Below are 17,539 nucleotides of genomic sequence, written 5' to 3' on the forward strand. Positions count from 1 at the left end.
AAATACATGAACTCATAGTGGATTTTGCGTAGACTGGGGGCATGCCTCCCCCACTGCCCCGCGTGCCCGCCAGCGTGTTCGAGGGGTTGTTCGTGCGGGGGCTCCAGGCAGAGGGCCGGCTGGCCCAGGAGTTGGTGACGCTGGGGTACGACAGCCGGAAGCCGGAGCTGGACTACCCCATTGCCCTCTGGCAGCAGGCGGTGGCCCTGGCGCGGCGCGAGCGCTACGCGGAGCTCGGTGACGAGGACGCCTACCGGCAGCTCGGCCGGCAATGCGTCGTTGGCTTCGCGCAGACGCTGGTGGGGCGAGTGACGGCCGTGGCCCTGCCCATGATTGGCCCGGCGCGCGCCCTGGAGCGGCTGCCTCGCTACCTGGCGATGATGGGCCGCTCGGACGTGGACGTCTCGATGTCCTCCGAGGGCGAGCGCGGCCGCCGCGTCTCCCTGTCGGACCGCTACAACCGGCCCGACCTGATGGCGGGGGGCCTGGAAGGAATGTTGGAGCTGGCCAACGCCCGGCCTCGAATCCTCGTGGAGGAGCGCAGCAGCGGGGGGTACCGTCTGTTCGTGCGCTGGTAGCCCGCCAGCCCTGCCCCGGAGCCCCGCGTGTCCTACCCGCCCAGACTCGCCCACCTCGCCACCCGCGCCGTGGTGGTGGCGAAGCTCGTCCCCACCTACGCGCAGGCCCACGCCATTGATGAGGAAGAAGCAGCGCAGCGGCTGTCCAGCGCGCTCTCCGGACGGATGCTGCCCGCGCTGCTGGACGCCGCGTGGACCGCCATGCGCGGCAAGGCGAAGCGGCTCACCGACGACGGGCTGGTGGAGAAGGTGGCCGCCACCCTGGGTGAGCGGCCCCAGCGGCCGGGACGCATCGCCCCCGTGGGCCCCGCGCTCAGCGCCTTCTTCATCCTGGTGGACCTGGAGGTGGGCACCGCGGGTGACGCCGCGCGGCGGGTCATGGAATCGGACGAGGGGCGCCGCCGGGGGGAGGAAGGACTGGCGGAAGCCGGACGCTTCCTCGCCGCGGAGCTGACTCGCGGGAAGTAGCGCCCGGACAGCCGTGGCAGCAGCGGGCACGCATCGTTATAGGCTCGCCCTGGCCCAGGCTCCGACGATGTCGACACCGCTCCCCACCACGCTGCGCATCCTGCGCTCCCTCACCGACGTCCCCCGCGTCACGTGGGATGCGCTGGTGGACACACGGGCCACGCCGTTCCTGGAGTGGACGTTCCTCACCGCGCTGGAGGAGAGCGGCTGCGCGGTGCCGGCGCGGGGATGGCACCCCCGGCACCTGACGCTCTGGCGCGGCTCGCGCCTGGTGGCCGCCGCGCCCGCCTATCTCAAGGACGACAGCGACGGGGAGTTCGTCTTCGACAGCCCCTGGGCCACCGCCGCCGAGCGCGCGGGCCTGCGCTACTACCCGAAGCTCGTGCTCGCCGTCCCCTTCACCCCCGCCACCGGGCGCCGCGTGCTGGTGGCCCCGGGCGAGGACCGCGCCGCGCGCGAGGCGGAGCTGTACGCCGCCGCCCAGGAGTTCGCCCGCGCCGAGCGCCTGTCCGGCATCCACGTCCTGTTCCCCACCGAGGAGGAGCTGCCCGTCCTGGAGGCCCAGGGCTTCGCAGTGCGGCTGGGCGTGCAGTACCACTGGCGCAACCGGGGCTACCGGACGCTGGAGGACTTCCTCGCCCGCTTCCACGCCAAGCGCCGCAACCAGCTGCGCCGGGAGCTGCGGGCCCTGAGCGAGCACGGCATCGAGGTCCGCACCCTGCGCGGGGACGCGCTGGCGGACGTGGACGCGGACACCGTCCACCGCCTGTACGCCACCACGGTGGACAAGTATCCGTGGGGCCAGCGCTTTCTCACCCCGGACTTCTTCGCGCGCATGCTCGCCCGCTTCCGGCACCGCTGCGAGTGGGTGGAGGCCCGCCGGGAAGGCCGGCTGGTCGCCGGTGCCTTCAACTTCACGGGTGCCAACGTTCTGTATGGCCGTTATTGGGGCTGCTTCGAGGAGCACCCCTTCCTTCACTTCAACGTCTGCCTGTACCACCCCCTCTCGGAGGGCATCACCTCCGGGATGGAGCGCTTCGAGCCGGGCGCGGGGGGAGAGCACAAGCTCACCCGGGGCTTCGAGCCACACCTCACGTACAGTGCGCACCTGCTCCTCCACCCGGGCATGGACAGGGCCGTGCGCGGCTTCCTGGCCCACGAGCGGGCAGCCGTCGAAGGAGGCCTGCCCCAGTGGCGGGCGGAGACTGGTTTCAAGGAGGGGGACTGAAAATCCCCCGCCCGTTCAGCAAAGGGAGTCCGAACGACTTATGGCGCAGAAGCATGAGCACGACACCTCCGTCATCACGGAGTCCGCCCCCAAGCAGAAGCTCAAGAAACCGCCGCTCTACAAGGTGCTCCTCCACAACGACAACTACACGACCCGGGAGTTCGTCGTGGCCGTGCTCAAGGAGGTCTTCCACAAGTCGGAGACGGATGCCGTGCAGATCATGCTGCACGTTCATTACAACGGTGTCGGGGTGGCCGGCGTTTATACGTACGACGTCGCCGAAACGAAGATTCAGACGGTGGAGGCCGCGGCGCAGGAGAACGACATGCCGCTGCGGCTCTCCATGGAACCCGAGGAAGGTTGAAACGTGGCAGGACCGCTGATTGCCAAAGAGTTGCAGGCCAGCTTCCGCACCGCCCTGGACGAGGCGCGGAAGATGCGCCACGAGTACCTGACGCTGGAGCACCTGCTCCTGGCGCTCACCCGGGACGCGCGCACGCGCGAAGTCTTGAAGGGGTGCGGCGCCAACGTGAAGCAACTCCAGGAGCGCCTGGTCTCCTTCCTGGAGGAGACCGTCGAACGCCTGCCGGAGGGCGTGGACGCCGAGCCGCAGCAGACCATCGGCGTGGAGCGGGTGCTCCACCGCGCCGCCATGCACGCCCTGTCCGCCGAGCAGAAGCTCATCGACGGCGGGGACGTGCTGGTGGCCCTCTTCCGCGAGGACGAGAGCCACGCGCTCTACCTGCTCCAGCAGGAGGGCGTCACCCGGCTGGACCTGCTCAACTACATCTCCCACGGCGTCACCAAGGACGGCGAGGGTGAGGGTGAAGGCGAGGAGAGCGCCGGCCACGCCGCCCCCATGGGCGACGACGACGAGGGCGAGGCCCCGAAGAAGAGCCCGCTGGAGGCCTACACGGTGCAGCTCAACATCGAGGCCCAGGAGGGGCGCATCGACCCGCTCATCGGCCGCGAGAAGGAGCTGGAGCGCACCATCCAGGTGCTCTGCCGCCGCCGGAAGAACAACCCGCTCTACGTGGGTGAGGCGGGCGTGGGCAAGACGGCCATCGCGGAAGGGCTGGCGCTGCACATCCACGAAGGCCGCGTGCCGGAGGTGCTGAAGGACGCCGTCGTCTACTCGCTGGACATGGGCGCGCTGCTGGCGGGCACCAAGTTCCGCGGCCAGTTCGAGGAGCGGCTCAAGGGCGTGCTCAAGGCCCTGAAGGAGCAGCCGAACGCCATCCTCTTCATCGACGAAATCCACACCATCGTCGGCGCGGGCGCCACCAGTGGCGGCTCCATGGACGCGTCCAACCTGCTCAAGCCCGCGCTGGCCAGCGGGCGGCTGCGCTGCATCGGGTCGACGACGTACCAGGAGTACAAGTCCGCCTTCGAGCGTGACAGGGCCCTGTCCCGCCGCTTCCAGAAGGTCGAGGTGAGCGAGCCCTCCGTCGAGGACACCATCCTCATCCTGGAGGGGCTGAAGAGCCGCTACGAGGAGCACCACGGGGTGAAGTACCAGCCCGAGGCCATCCGCGCGGCGGCGGAGCTGTCCGCCAAGCACATCAACGACCGGTTCCTGCCGGACAAGGCCATCGACGTCATCGACGAGACGGGCTCGGCCGAGCGGCTCAAGCCGGAGGGCCAGCGCTCCAACACCGTCAGCGGCGCGGACGTGGAGGCCGTCGTCGCGAAGATGGCGCGCATCCCCGCCAAGAGCGTGTCCGCCAGCGAGGGCGTGCAGCTCCAGAGTCTGGAGAAGGACCTCCAGGGCGTCATCTTCGGGCAGGACCCGGCCATCAAGGACCTGGTCAGCGCCATCATGCTGGCGCGCTCCGGCCTGCGCGCGCCGGAGAAGCCCATTGGCTCGTTCCTCTTCTCCGGCCCCACGGGCGTGGGCAAGACGGAGCTGGCCAAGCAGCTGGCGCAGTCGCTGGGCGTGGAGTTCCTGCGCTACGACATGAGCGAGTACTCGGAGAAGCACACGGTGAGCCGGCTCATCGGCGCGCCGCCGGGCTACGTCGGCTTCGACCAGGGCGGCCTGCTCACGGACGCCGTGCGCAAGCACCCCTACGCGGTGGTGGTGCTGGATGAAATCGAGAAGGCCCACCCGGACCTCTTCAACATCCTGCTCCAGGTGATGGACCACGCGACGCTGACGGACAACAACGGCCGCAAGGCCGACTTCCGCAACATCGTCCTCATCCTCACCACCAACGCGGGCGCTCAGGAGATGAGCACCAAGGCCATTGGCTTCGGCGACCTCGCCAAGCCCGTGGACGCCACCCGCGCGAAGAAGGCGATTGAGCGCACCTTCACGCCGGAGTTCCGCAACCGCCTGGACGGGTGGATTCTCTTCTCCGGCCTGCCGCCCGAGGTCATCCTCAAGGTGGTGGACAAGGAAGTGCGCCTGCTCCAGAAGATGCTGGACGAGAAGAAGGTGAAGCTGGAGCTGACGCCCGCCGCCCGCGCGTGGCTGGCCGAGCACGGCTACGACCCGGCCTTCGGCGCGCGGCCCATGGCCCGGCTGGTGGACAACGCGCTGAAGAAGCCGCTCGCCGAGGCGCTCCTCTTCGGGGACCTGAAGCACGGCGGCACCGCCCACTACGACGTGGACGGCGAAAGCCTCAAGCTGCGCACGCAGCCCGCCGCCGCCGCGGTGGCGTAGCGCCTGGCCGCGCCAGCGGCTGACATGACAAGGCCCCGGTCCCCTTCCCGAGGGAGCCGGGGCCTTCGTCTGTCCGGAGCGCTACTCGACGCGGTAGCTCTTCACCGCGCTGGAGAGCTGCTCGGAGACGATTTGCAGCGTGGTGGCGGCCTCGCCGGTGGAGCCGATGCGGGCCACCGTCTCATCCATCATCTTGGACAAGTCGTTCACCGCCAGGGTGATTTGGTTGATGCCCACGTTCTGCTGGCTGACGGCGGCGGCAATCTGCCGGACGGCGGCGGCGTTGTCCTGGACGATGGAGGACAGCTCCCGCAGGTTCTGCCCGCTGGTGCGCACCTGGGCCAGGCCCGACTCCATGCGCTCGGCGCCGCGCTCCGTGATTCGCACCGCCAACGCCACCTGGCTGGCGATGTCGTCCAGCAGCTCGCGCACCCGCGTGGTGGCTTCGATGGACTGGTCCGCCAGGGCGCGGATTTCGCGCGCCACCACGCCAAAGCCCTTGCCGTGCTCGCCGGAGCGGACGGACTCGATGGCGGCGTTGAGCGCCAGCATGTTGGACTGGTCCGCCAGGTCCTTCACCGTCTGGGTGATTCCGCCAATCTGCTGCGTGCGCTCACCCAGCTCGACGATTTTCTGGGCAATCTCCCCCACCTGGGCGCGGATGTCGTTGAGCCCCGCCATGGTGAGCTCAATCGACGCCTCGCCGGACTTGGCCAGCGTGTCGGCGCGCTCGGCCACCGACAGCACGCTCTCCGCCTTCTGCGCGGCCAGCATGGAGGTCTGCTTGATTTCCTGCGCCGTCACCTGCGTCTCCTGCAGCGCCGCGGCCTGCCGGGAGATGGTCTGCGCCTGCTCCGTGGAGGACGAATTCAGGTGCTCGGTGGACTGGGTGAGCGCCACGGCCGCCTGCTGGAGGTTGACGGTCACCTCGCGCAGCCGCGCCACCATCTGCGCGAAGGAGCTGGCCAGCCGGCCCACCTCGTCGCCGCTCTTCACCTGGATGGGGCGCGTCAAGTCGCCGGACTCCACGATGTGGCCGGCCACCTCCGTCAGGCTCTTCAGCGGCCCGACGATGCTGCGGCCGAACAGCGCGGACACCGCCACGCCCAGGGCCACCAGCAGCGCCGCGAAGCCCACCATCCGCACCCGCAGCGCGGACACCAGTCCGTCAATGTGGTCCCGGGACACGCCCACGTGCACCGAGCCCAGCCGGCCACCGGCCACCGGCGCCACCACGTCCATGGCGCGCAGGCGGCGGCCCCCGGCGTCCGCTTCCAGCACCGCGCCCGCGCCCGCGGTGGCGACCGCTTCCTTCAGCGCGTCCGGGAAGCCGTCCGGGAAGGTGTGGGCCACCACGTTGCCAGCCGAGTCCTGGATGAAGGCATAGGCCAGGTCCGAGTGGCCCACGCTGGCGTCCAGCATGGGCTGGAGCGCGCTGGCGCCCGTCGCCACGCCCTGCTCCGCCGCCACCGCCAGCCCGCGGGCCACGTGCCGCCCCGCGCCCAGGTAGCTGTCCGCCAGGTCGCTCTCCAGCCGCCGCGTGGCGATGCCGGTGAGCAGGGTGGCCACCGTCGCGCTGATGAGCGCCGTGACGAGCACGAACTTCGGCGCCAGCCCCAACGACTGGCGGAACTGCTGCGACCACTGGGAGGCGAAGGATTGTTGCGGGAGGCTCACGGAATCACCGCCGGGGAAACGACGTCAGCACGGCACCCGCGCGGAGGCGGGCAGGCGAAACAGGCACAGGAGGGGCTCACCGGGTGGGCCCTCCCTCGGGGCGTCCGCCCCGGAAGGGGGCGAAGGTACAGCTCTGGAGGATGAGCTCCGGCATTGAAGCCAGGGGAACGCCCTGGTCGGTGGCCTTCACATCCAGCGCGGCGCGCGGCATGCCGAAGACGACCGACGACGCCTCGTCCTGGGAGAAGGTGACGCCGCCCGCCCTGCGGATGGCCAGGAGGCCCCGCGCGCCGTCCTCGCCCATGCCGGTGAGCACCACCCCGCCGCTGCGCCGGCCAAAGGCGGAGGCCAGCGACGTCAGCATCACATCCCCGCTGGGGCACGGTCCGCCCCGGCTGGGCTGCAGGCGCGCCAGCCCGGCCTCGTCCACCAGCAGGTCATGCCCGTCCAGCGGGAAGTACACGCGGCCCGGCTCCAGCCGCTCGCCGTCCCTGGCGATGGCCACCGGCAGCGGCGTCACCTGGGACAGCCAGCGCACCATGCCCTGGGTGAAGCCCACGGTGATGTGCTGGGCGATGAGCAGCGGCACCGGCAGCGAGCGCGGCAGCTTGGACAGCACGTCCGCCAGCGCGGGCGGCCCGCCCGTGGAGGCCACCACGCCGAAGATGTCCACCCGCGCCCCGGTGGGCGGCGGCGGCGCGGTGGCCGCGCGCGGCCGACGGGAGATGACCGGCACCTCCGCCATGAGGCACACCGAGTGCGCCAGCTCCTTGCCCCAGCGGCGCAGCTCCTCCGCGTTCGTCACGTTGGGCTTGCCGATGAGCTCCAGCGCGCCGGCGCTCATCGCCTGGAAGCCCAGGTCCACGCCGCGCTGCTCCGCCACCGCGCTCACCACGAGGATGCGCGCGGGGGACTGGGACATGATGGCGGCGATGGCCCCCGGTCCATCCAGGCCGGGCAGCAGCAGGTCCATGGTGATGACATCGGGGCGCAAGAGACGCGCCAGCTGCACGGCGCGGTTGCCGTCTCCCGCGCGGCCCACGACTTCGATGCGCGGCTCCTCCGTGAGGAGGGCCGTCAGCATGTTCGCCATGGTGGGCGAGTCGTCCACCACGAGGACCCGGATGGGCCGCTTGTCGCTCACGCGCGACTCCCCCGGCGGCTCATGACGTCCAGCACCTCCGCCAGCAGCCGGCCCGCGGCGCACTCGCGCTTGCTGAGGTAGCCGTCCGCGCCCGCCTTCAGGCCCCGCTCGCGCGCCACCGCGCTGTCATGCGCGGAGACCAGGATGACGGGCAGCGACGCCGTCTCCGGGCGCTCACGCAGCTTCGCGATGAGCTGGATGCCGTCCATCTCCTCCATGTCCAGGTCGCAGATGACGACGTCGTAGGTGTCCGACTGGAGCCGGTCCAGGCCCCGGGCCCCGCTGGCCGCCAGGTGCACCGTGAAGCCGCCGGCCTCCAGCATGGCCCGGTGCAGCGCCCGCGCGGTCAGCGAGTCGTCCACCACCAACGCCCGCCGCTGCGCCGACACCTGCACCTGCACCGTCTCCGTCACCAGCCAGTCCGGACGGCAGATGAGCAGCAGCTCACCGCGGCTGAGCGTGGCCGCGCCCTGCCAGGCCGGCACGTCGCGCACCTCCGAGGGCAGCGGGCGGATGACCAGGTCCCGGTCCCCCACCACCGCGTCCACCACCAGCGCCACGCGCTTGCCACCGCTCTGGACAATCAGCAGCGGCTGCCCTTCGGTCGGCGGCGCCAGGGCGCGCAGGCCCAGCCGCGCCCCCAGGTCCACCACCGACAACAGCTGCCCCTGGTACTCCAGGTGCGCCCGGCGCTTGCCCAGGCGCAGCGACTCCGCGCGCGCCAGCTGCGTGGCCTCCACCGCCAGCATCGGCAGGCCCACCAGCTGCTCCAGCACGCGCACCACCAGCACCGGGGAGCTGCCCAGGTCCGTGGGCAGCGTCAGCATGAAGCGCGTGCCCTGCCCCGGCGTGCTCGCCACCTCGATGCGGCCCTGCAGCCCCTCCACCGACGCGCGCACCGCGTCCAGGCCCACGCCGCGGCCGGACGTGTCCGTCACGTCCGTGCGGGTGCTGAAGCCGGGCCGGAAGATGAGATCCCTCAGCTGGTTCTCGTTGAGGCGCGCCGTCTCCTCCGGCGTGACGACGCCGCGCTGCTCGGCCAGGCGGCGCACCACCTCCACGTCGATGCCGGCGCCGTCGTCGGACGCCTCCAGGTAGAGCAGGTTGCCCTGCTGCTCCACGCGCAGGGTGAGCGCGCCCTCGTGGTGCTTGCCCGCGCGCTCGCGCTCCGCCGGCAGCTCCAGCCCGTGGTCCACGGCGTTGCGCAGCAGGTGCACCAGCGCGCCCTGCAGCTTCTCCAGCAGGCGCCGGTCCAGCGACACCTCCGCGCCCACCACCGACAGCCGCGCCTCCTTGCCCAGCTGGCGGGACAGGTCGCGCACCATCCGCTGGAGCGGGTCCAGGATGGTGCGCACCGGGCGCGTGGTGATGGCCTTGAGGCCGTCCTCCAGCGCATCGACGATGTCACTCGTCTCCTCGCCGTCGGTGCGCAGCGAGCGCGCGGTGCCGGACAGCGCCGTGCGCGCCTCCGCCGTCTCCGCCAGCAGCCCCTCCTTCGCGAGCAGCACGGCCACCCGCTCCAGCTCGCGGCCCCGCTCCTCCACGCGCAGGCGCACCTCGCGCAGGCGCTCCACCTCGCGCATCAGCGACGTCACCTGCCACGACGACACCCGCCAGCCCGCGTCCGCGGACTCCGGCAGCGCCGCGTCCGGCACGGACACGGGCTCCGCGGGCGCGGCTGGAGCCGGCGCGGCGACGGCGGCCTCCTCCCCGGAGGGGGCGACCATGGCCGCGGCCTCGTCGGGCGGCGGCGCGTCCGCCACCAGCTGCGCCAGGGCGGCGGCCGGGTCCGGCAGCGCGTCCCCACGCCCATCCGCGTGGGCCTGCGCGCGGAGCAGGAAGAGGTCCAGGCCGTGGAGCAGGATGTCCACCACCGGCCGCGGCATCTTCCGCGGGTGGGCCTTCAGCGGGGCGAGCGCGTCCTCCAGCTTGTGGGCGATGTCGCTCAGGTCCTGCATGCCCAGCGAGGCGGCGCTCCCCTTCAGGGTGTGCAGGTGACGGCCCAGCCGGATGTAGAGCCTGGTGAGGGCGTCCGTCTCCAGGCCCTCGCGCTCCAGCTCCAGCAGGTCCATGGTGACCTTCTGGACCACTTCCTGGGCCTCGACGGCGAAGCCCGCGACGAGCCCCTGCAGCATCGGATCAACGGGCATGACGGGCTCCCGTGCCGCGCGTGGCGGAGAACAGCCGCTTCAGGTCGATGAGGTGGATGAGCTGCCGGTCCTGCGTGAAGACCTCCATCACCGCACCCTCCGCGCGCGCCCGCGCGGCCTCCACCGCGCTCATGGGCAGCGTGGTGGGCCGGGGGATGGCCTCGCAGTCCAGCGCGCACAGCTCGCCGTCTCCACGGTCCACCACCAGCAGCACCGCCGGGTCCTGCCGCCAGCCGTGGCCGCCCAGCAGCGACGCCAGGCTGAGCGCGGCCAGCACCTGGCCCTGGAAGCGCAGCACCCCGACGACGTGCGGCGCCGACAGCGGCACCGGCGACACCATCTTCAGGGGCAGCGCGGCGCGCAGCGACTCCAGGGAGAGCGCGTAGCGCTCCTCACCGAGGGGAAACTCGGCGATCCAGTGGACCGCCTCCTCGACGGTGTTCTCCCCCTGCTCTCGCAGGCGGGACGCGCGCCGCTCCAACAGCTCGCGCGCCTCGGCCTCCTGGGCCTCTTCCAACGTCCGCGGGGTGACCTTCATTCGAGCGCGCCCTGGTTGAGGTAGGCGTCAGCGGACGCCTGGTAGAACCGCGCGGGCAGGGCCTCTGGCCCCTCCACGACCTGGTCGGGTGGGAGCCGCTCGGCGCGCGAGCGCAGGGCGCGCATCAGCGGCACCGCGCCTTCCCGCGCCCCGGAGCGCTCCCGCAGCAGGGCCAGCTCCAGCAGCCCCGGCAGATAGTCTGGCGCCTGGCGCACCAGGGCCTCCAGCACGGAGGACGCGCCCACCTCATCGCCTTCCTCGATGCGCTCCAGCGCATTCAGGTGCAGCCGCGTGGGCGGCGGCGGAGGCGCCACGGGCACCTCGCGCGCCGGCGCGGGCATCAGCGGCGCCACCGGACGGCGGGACGGCGCCGCCACCGGACGGGCGCGGGCGGCGGCGCGCGACGCGGCGGCGGCGCGCGCGCTCAGCTCCTCCGGCGTGAGGAGGCGGAAGGCCTGCAGCTCCGGCGGCCCCTCGCGGACCATGCCCGCGGGGACACGGTCCACCTCCACGGCGCCCAGGAACAGCCAGCCGCCGGGGTTGAGCGTGCGCGACAGGAGGGAGATGGCCGCGTCACGCGCGGCGGGAGTGAAGTAGGTCAGCACGTTGCGGCAGAGGATGAAGTCGAAGCGGCCGAAGCGCTCGGGCAGCGGCGCCAGCAGGTTCGCCTGGGCGAAGGTGGTGATGCGGCGGACAGGGGGAAGGATGGTGACCTCGCGCTCGCCCGTCTCCGAGTAGAGCGGGAAGAGGCGCGGCGCGGACTCGCGGCGGGACCACGTCCCGTAGGTGGCGCGGCGCGCCGCCTCCAGGCTGGCCTCGTGGATGTCCGTGCCCAGCACCTCCACCGGAAAGCCGTGCGGCAGCGACGCCTGGAGACACGCGGCCAGCGAATACGCCTCCTCGCCGGACGCGCAGCCCGCGCTCCAGCCCCGCAGGGCCAGGGCGCCGCGCTGGAGCGCCGCGGGCACGGCCTCGTGGGAGATGAAGCGGAAGTGCTCCGGGTGGCGGAAGAAGTACGTCTCCCCCACCAGGACGGCCTTCACCAGCGCGGTGCCCAGGTGGGAGACGGGGTGGAGCAGCTCGCCCAGCAGGTCGGGCGCGGTGCGCCCGCGGGTCAGCTCCGCGCGAACGACGCGCTCCACCGCCTCGGAGGCGATGGCGTCATTGCGAAAGCCAGTGATGCTGGCCACCACCTCCCGCGCGCGGGCCAGCAGCCGCGGGTCGAGCGCTCCGCTCATGCGTTCCGCCCGGCCTCCGCGGCCTCGAGCATCGCGGGCAGCTCCCGCAGGAGCCCCCGCGCGATGAATACCCGCGGATCCAGGATGGGCAGCGAGCGCCCTCCGGACCGCAGCATGCCGATGAGCCCATCGCGCAGCGGACCATGGTCGGCGCCGCCCACGCGCTCGCGCCGGTCGATGTCCGCCGCCGCGTATTCCTCGGGGTCCTTCACCGTGTCCACGGCGAGCGCCAGCGACACGCCCTCCGCCTCGATGACGACGAGCATGCGCTCCACGCGCGTCAGCTTGTGCTCCACGCCCAGCCGGCGCGCCACGTCCAGCACGCACAGCGCCGCGCCCCGCACCTCTACGTATTCGCGCAGGTACGCCGGCCCGGTGGGCAGCGGCCGGGTCGCCGGATGCAGCAGCACCTCCCGCACCGCGTCCAGCGGAATGGCGAACTCCAGCTCGCCCACCGTCACGCGCAGCACCAGCAGCGAGCCCGTGCGCGCCCGCTGCCGCGCGCTCGTCATGGCCTCGCCCACCGTCTGCAGCAGCTCCTCCGCGCGGAACGGCTTGGCCAGGAAGGCCTCCGCGCCCAGCCCCAGGCACGCCTCCGCGCGGGACTTCTCCGAGGAGATGATGATGACGGGGATGTCGGCCGTGGCCGGGTCCGCCTTCATCCGCTGGAGGACCTCGTCGCCGTCCATCTCCGGCATGGACAAGTCGAGCAACACCGCCACCGGACGCAGGCGCCCCACCTTCTCCAGGGCCTCGCGGCCGTTGCTGGCGGTGTGGATGGTGTAGTGGCCGGAGAGGATGGCCCGCTCCAGCGCGAGAATCGCATCGCTGTCGTCGACGAGCAGCAGGGACGGCAGGCTCACGGCGGTCAGGCCTTCGCGAGGAACTGGCGGACCGTTTCCGTCAGCTCGTGGTGGGACACCGGCTTCTGGATGAAGGCGTTGGCCCCGGCCTCGGTGCCACGCTGACGCAGGTCCACGTTCTTCTCCGCCGTCAGCAGCAGGATGGGCACCGAGCGCACCTGCGGCATCGCGCTGGCGCGCACCTCCTTGACGAAGGTGATGCCGTCCATCCCCGGCATGTTGATGTCCGCGATGACGAGGCTCACCGGCACCAGCCGGAGAATCTGCAGCCCCCGCGTCGCATCGTCGGCTTCGAGCGTCGAGACCTTGAGGTTCATCAGGTAGATCTTGACGATGTTGCGAACCGTCGGGCTGTCGTCCACCAGCAAGACGTTGGTGCTGTGGGTGCTCACTGTGCGGCGGCTCCTGCGCAGGCCCCGCGACGCGCGGAGAGTCCTGCGAAACGTTCACGACTCTACCGTGAGGGCGCTCACGTGAGAACAGGGGGCGGTCCGGCCCGGCATCCGTCCGGGCAGGCAGGTGTCGGATGACCTCAGGGCATCCCCCCTGGGTCCAGATGCTCCCAGGGGGACGGGACTACTCGCCGGCCGGCTTGGGCGGGAGCTCGTCCGCGTCCGGCGTCGCCGGGGGGGCGCCAATGGCGTGGTAGCCACCGTCCACGTGGATCATTTCGCCGGTGGTGGAGGGCAGCCAATCCGACAGCAGGGCACATGCGGTGCGAGCCACCAGGTCGTGGCTGTCCTTGGCGCTCCAGCCCAGGGGGGCCTGATGGCTCCAGCCACGCTCCAGGGCCTTGAAGCCCGGAATTCCCTTCGCGGCGATGGTGGCCAGCGGCCCGGCGGCCAGCGCGTTGACGCGGATGCCCTTGGGACCCAGATCGCGCGCCAGATAGCGCACCGTGGACTCCAGCGCCGCCTTGCACACCCCCATCCAGTCGTAGATGGGCCAGGCGACGCGGTTGTCGAAGTCCAGCGTGACGATGGAACCGCCCTGCGTCATCAGCGGCAGGCACGCCACCGACAGCTCCTTCAGCGAGAAGGTGGAGATGCGGAACGCCGTCTGCACGCTCTCCCACGGGGTGTTGAGGAAGTTGCCACCCAAAGCATCCTCGGGCGCGAAGGCGATGGAATGCAACACACCGTCCACCCGGTCCCAGCGCTGGCGCAGGGCGTCCGTGAGCGCGGGGAAGTGGGCGGAGTTGGTGACGTCCAGCTCCAGCACCTCCAGCCCCGGCTTGAGGCGCCTGGCGCTCCGCTCGGTGAGGGACCTGGCCCGGCCGAAGCCGGTGAGGAGGACCTCGGCGCCCTGTGCCAGCGCGTGCTCGGCGATGCCGTAGGCCAGGGACTGAGGCGTGAGCACTCCGGTGATGAGCAGCTTCTTGCCTTGGAGCAGCATGGAGACGGCCTCGTTGCGGAAGGGGGAGACAGGAAACGCGTTCTCTACCATTCCTTCTGGATGGAACGGTTGAAGTTGCGCTCACCCGGGGCATGAATCCACCTGCTCCACGGCAAGGGGTGCGGCTTATCGGCCAGCGGGCGGGCGCTACAAAAGTTGCTGCGAAAACCCCCCAACGGGGCGCCCATCCAGTAAAAGACGACACCGCCATGGCGAATTTCCAGGACACGTTCCTTTCCGGCGCCAACATCGACTTCATCGAGGGCCTCTACGCCCGTTATCTGGAGGACCCCGCCAGCGTGGATGCGAGCTGGCGCGAGGTCTTCGACCGCAGCAACGGCGCCGGCCGACCCATCTTCAGCACCCGGCTGCTGGAGCCGGTACCGGCTCCCGCGGCGCCCCAGGGCGGCGGCAAGGGCGCCGCGGCCAAGGCCCAGCCCGCGGCGGCGCCGCAGGCCGCCCCGGCGGCCGCGCCCGGCCAGACGGTCCAGGACATCTCGCTGCAGGCCCGCGTGGACCACGTCATCTTCGCCTTCCGCCTGCGCGGCCACCTGCGCGCGAAGCTGGATCCGCTGGGCCGTCCGCGCCCGGCGCTGGAGCACGTGGCGGACGTGGCCCTGGTGGATGACAGCCACTTCACCGACGCCGAGTCCGAGCAGCTCGTGGAGACCAACGGCGTGTTCGGCGAGCAGCGCGTGCGCCTGGCGGACCTGCTGGCGCGCCTGCGCCGCACGTACACGGACACCATCGGCGTCGAGTACATGCACATGCTCGACAGCCAGCGCCGCCGCTGGCTGATGCACCGGATGGAGTTCAGCGAGAACCGCACCGACCTCTCCCCGGACGAGTGCCGGCACATCCTCACCAAGCTGTCGTACGCGGAGGGCTTCGAGCACTTCCTCCACACCAAGTACGTGGGCGCCAAGCGCTTCAGCCTGGACGGCGGCGAGGCGCTCATCCCCATGCTGGACGCCCTGGGCGAGGTGGCCACCGGCATGGGCCTGAAGGAAATCGTCATCGGCATGGCCCACCGCGGCCGCCTCAACGTGCTGACGAACATCCTGGGCAAGAAGCCGGATCAGATCTTCAGCGAGTTCGACGGGCCCCGGAACCCGCAGGCCTACCTGGGCCGCGGCGACGTGAAGTACCACATGGGCTTCTCGTCGGACCACACCACGCGCCAGGGCCGCAAGCTGCACCTGTCGCTGGCCTTCAACCCCAGCCACCTGGAAGCGGTGGACCCCGTGGTGGAGGGCCGCGTGCGCGCCAAGCAGGACCGCGCCGGAGACACCGAGCGCACCGGCGTGATGCCGCTGCTCATCCACGGCGACGCGGCCTTCATCGGCCAGGGCGTGGTGCCGGAGACGCTCAACCTGTCTGGCCTCAAGGGCTACACCACGGGCGGCACGGTCCACGTCGTCATCAACAACCAGGTCGGCTTCACCACCGACCCGCATGACTCGCGCTCGTCCCTCTACTCCACCGCCATCGCGCAGATGCTGGACATCCCCATCTTCCACGTGAACGGGGATGATCCGGAGGCCTGCGTCCACATCGCGAAGCTGGTGGCCGAGTACCGCCAGACGTTCAAGACGGACGTCGTCATCGACCTGGTCTGCTACCGCCGCTACGGCCACAACGAGGGTGACGAGCCCGCGTTCACGCAGCCGGCGATGTACGACATCATCCGCAAGCACCCGACGGTGCGCACGCGCTACGCGGCGAAGCTGGCGGAGCAGGGCAAGATTCCGGCCGAGGAGTCCGAGGCCATCAAGCAGAAGTGCCAGCAGGACTTCGACGCGGCGCTCACCCGCGCGCGCCAGGAGAGCCAGTTCAAGGAGCCCAGCGCGCTGGAAGGCCTGTGGAAGCCCTACCAGGGCGGCTCGCTGAAGAGCGCGGCGGACGTGTCCACCGCGGTGGACAAGCAGGTGCTGTGCGATGCGCTGCGCAAGCTGTCCACGCTGCCGGAGGGCTTCAACGTCCACCGCGACGTGGAGCGCACCGTCATCAAGAAGCGCCTGGGCATGCTGGACAGCGGCGAGCTGCAGTGGAGCGAGGGCGAGTCGCTGGCCTACGCCACGCTGCTCTCCGAGGGCTACAACATCCGCATCACCGGCCAGGACAGCGAGCGCGGCACCTTCAGCCACCGCCACGCGGTGGTGCACGACGTGAAGACGGGCGAGAAGTTCGTCCCGCTGCGCCAGTTCGTCAGCGGCAAGGGAAAGAATGGCTTCCACGTCTACAACAGCCCGCTGTCGGAGATGGGCGTGCTCGGCTTCGAGTACGGCTACAGCCTGGACGTGCCGGACGGCCTGACGGCGTGGGAAGCGCAGTTCGGTGACTTCGGCAACGGCGCGCAGATCATCATCGACCAGTTCATCGCCGCCGGTGAGAGCAAGTGGCGCCGCCTCAGCGGCCTCACCCTGCTGCTGCCGCACGGCTACGAAGGCCAGGGCCCGGAGCACTCCAGCGCGCGGCTGGAGCGCTTCCTGGACCTGTGCGCCGAGGACAACATCCAGGTCTGCTACCCCACCACGCCCGCGCAGATCTTCCACCTGCTGCGCCGCCAGGTGCTGCGCCCGGTGCGCAAGCCGCTGGTCATCATGTCGCCCAAGAGCCTGCTGCGCCGGCCGGAGGCCACCAGCAAGGTGGACGAGCTGGCCACGGGCACCTTCCAGGAAGTCATCCTGGACCGGGTGGACCCGGCGGGCGTGACGCGGCTGCTCTTGTGCAGCGGCAAGGTGTACTACGACCTGGTGAAGGCGCGCGACGAGCGCAAGGACGAAAGCATCGCCATCGTCCGGCTGGAGCAGCTCTACCCGTTCGCCGCTGACGTGCTGGCGGGGCTCATGGCGAAGATGCCGAAGCTGGCCGAGCTGCTGTGGGTACAGGAAGAGCCGCGCAACGCCGGCGCTTGGCACTTCATGTTCCCCCGCCTGCACGACCTGGCCTCCACGCAGCCGAAGCAGCAGGTGAAGATCGGCTACATCGGCCGCGCCGAAGCCGCCAGCCCCGCCACGGGCTTCCCCAAGACACACGAATACGAGCAGCAGCTCATCATCGAGGAAGCCATCCTCCGAGGGACCAAGCATGGCCGTTGAAATCAAGGTGCCCCCCCTGGGCGAATCCATCACCGAAGCCGTCGTCGGCAAGTGGAACAAGAAGCAAGGTGAGGCCGTCACCGCCGACGAGCCGCTCGTCGTCCTGGAGACCGACAAGGTCACCATCGACGTGCCGGCCCCGTCCGCGGGCTCGCTGTCCAGCATCGCCTTCAATGAGGGTGACAAGGTCCGCGTGGGCGAGGTGCTGGGCCTCATCGAGGCGGGCGCCGGCGCTCCCGCCGCCAAGCCCGCCGCGGCTCCGGCTCCCGCCGCCGCGCCCGCTCCCGCCGCCGCGGAGGCGCCCGCCGCGTCCGACGCGCGCGCCACGCCCACCGCGCGCAAGGTGGCCGAGGAGAACCGGGTGGACCTCTCCCAGGTGAAGGGCAGCGGCGCTGGTGGCCGCGTGCACAAGGACGACGTGCTGGGTCAGCTCAACCGCCCGGCCGCGCCCGCCCAGGCCCCCGCCGCCCCGGCGCAGCCCACCGGTCCCCGCC

Annotated in this window: 15 protein-coding genes; 7 read left to right on the top strand and 8 right to left on the bottom strand. The window is 71.2% G+C overall.

Annotated elements, in window-relative coordinates; all coding sequences use genetic code 11:
- Positions 1 to 41 precede the first annotated feature (41 nt).
- The 5 genes from HV826_RS27105 (at position 42) to clpA (ending at position 4,939) form a co-directional block, all read left to right on the top strand.
- On the top strand, positions 42 to 578 hold the full coding sequence (locus tag HV826_RS27105; protein WP_176419872.1) for a DUF2378 family protein: 537 nt from the start codon (positions 42 to 44) through the stop codon (positions 576 to 578).
- Positions 579 to 605: 27 nt separating this feature from the next.
- Positions 606 to 1,046 (top strand): hypothetical protein, encoded by a 441-nt coding sequence (locus HV826_RS27110; RefSeq protein ID WP_176419873.1) that lies wholly within the window; start codon positions 606 to 608, stop codon positions 1,044 to 1,046.
- A 67-nt stretch (positions 1,047 to 1,113) separates the two neighbouring features.
- Positions 1,114 to 2,274 (top strand): GNAT family N-acetyltransferase, encoded by a 1,161-nt coding sequence (locus HV826_RS27115; protein WP_176419874.1) that lies wholly within the window; start codon positions 1,114 to 1,116, stop codon positions 2,272 to 2,274.
- Positions 2,275 to 2,314: 40 nt separating this feature from the next.
- Positions 2,315 to 2,638 (top strand): ATP-dependent Clp protease adaptor ClpS, encoded by a 324-nt coding sequence (locus HV826_RS27120; protein WP_011555974.1) that lies wholly within the window; start codon positions 2,315 to 2,317, stop codon positions 2,636 to 2,638.
- A 3-nt stretch (positions 2,639 to 2,641) separates the two neighbouring features.
- Positions 2,642 to 4,939, top strand: a complete 2,298-nt coding sequence (gene clpA, locus HV826_RS27125; RefSeq protein ID WP_176419875.1) for an ATP-dependent Clp protease ATP-binding subunit ClpA — start codon at positions 2,642 to 2,644, stop codon at positions 4,937 to 4,939.
- An 81-nt stretch (positions 4,940 to 5,020) separates the two neighbouring features.
- On the opposite strand, the gene HV826_RS27130 is transcribed toward clpA, so the two are convergent.
- The 8 genes from HV826_RS27130 to fabI all read right to left on the bottom strand — a co-directional run bounded on the left by HV826_RS27130 (position 5,021) and on the right by fabI (position 13,944).
- Positions 5,021 to 6,616, bottom strand: coding sequence for a methyl-accepting chemotaxis protein (locus tag HV826_RS27130; protein ID WP_176419876.1), 1,596 nt, complete (start codon positions 6,614 to 6,616; stop codon positions 5,021 to 5,023).
- 76 nt (positions 6,617 to 6,692) lie between these two features.
- Complete coding sequence (locus HV826_RS27135; RefSeq protein ID WP_176419877.1) at positions 6,693 to 7,760, bottom strand: chemotaxis protein CheB; 1,068 nt, start codon at positions 7,758 to 7,760, stop codon at positions 6,693 to 6,695.
- Positions 7,757 to 9,910: a response regulator gene (locus HV826_RS27140; RefSeq protein WP_176419878.1), complete on the bottom strand. Its 2,154-nt coding sequence runs from the start codon at positions 9,908 to 9,910 to the stop codon at positions 7,757 to 7,759. The genes HV826_RS27135 and HV826_RS27140 overlap by 4 nt, the downstream gene beginning before the upstream one ends.
- Positions 9,900 to 10,448, bottom strand: coding sequence for a chemotaxis protein CheW (locus tag HV826_RS27145; protein ID WP_176419879.1), 549 nt, complete (start codon positions 10,446 to 10,448; stop codon positions 9,900 to 9,902). The genes HV826_RS27140 and HV826_RS27145 overlap by 11 nt, the downstream gene beginning before the upstream one ends.
- A complete protein-coding gene (locus HV826_RS27150) occupies positions 10,445 to 11,686 on the bottom strand; it encodes a protein-glutamate O-methyltransferase CheR (RefSeq protein ID WP_176419880.1) in 1,242 nt (413 codons plus the stop codon). The genes HV826_RS27145 and HV826_RS27150 overlap by 4 nt, the downstream gene beginning before the upstream one ends.
- Positions 11,683 to 12,549, bottom strand: coding sequence for a response regulator (locus tag HV826_RS27155; protein ID WP_176419881.1), 867 nt, complete (start codon positions 12,547 to 12,549; stop codon positions 11,683 to 11,685). The genes HV826_RS27150 and HV826_RS27155 overlap by 4 nt, the downstream gene beginning before the upstream one ends.
- 5 nt (positions 12,550 to 12,554) lie before the next feature.
- The gene (locus HV826_RS27160) at positions 12,555 to 12,941 is read right to left on the bottom strand and encodes a response regulator (protein ID WP_163784769.1); all 387 of its coding nucleotides are present in this window, start codon (positions 12,939 to 12,941) and stop codon (positions 12,555 to 12,557) included.
- 184 nt (positions 12,942 to 13,125) lie between these two features.
- Complete coding sequence (gene fabI / locus HV826_RS27165; protein WP_176419886.1) at positions 13,126 to 13,944, bottom strand: enoyl-ACP reductase FabI; 819 nt, start codon at positions 13,942 to 13,944, stop codon at positions 13,126 to 13,128.
- A gap of 209 nt (positions 13,945 to 14,153) precedes the next feature.
- On the opposite strand from fabI, the gene HV826_RS27170 reads away from it, so the two are divergent.
- Positions 14,154 to 17,045, top strand: coding sequence for a 2-oxoglutarate dehydrogenase E1 component (locus HV826_RS27170; RefSeq protein WP_176419882.1), 2,892 nt, complete (start codon positions 14,154 to 14,156; stop codon positions 17,043 to 17,045).
- A partial coding sequence (locus HV826_RS27175) for a biotin/lipoyl-containing protein (RefSeq protein ID WP_176419883.1) occupies positions 17,035 to 17,539 on the top strand: 505 nt, incomplete at its 3' end. The genes HV826_RS27170 and HV826_RS27175, both read left to right, overlap by 11 nt.

It is taken from the genome of Myxococcus sp. AM010 (assembly GCF_013372585.1).
Lineage (GTDB): Bacteria > Myxococcota > Myxococcia > Myxococcales > Myxococcaceae > Myxococcus > Myxococcus vastator.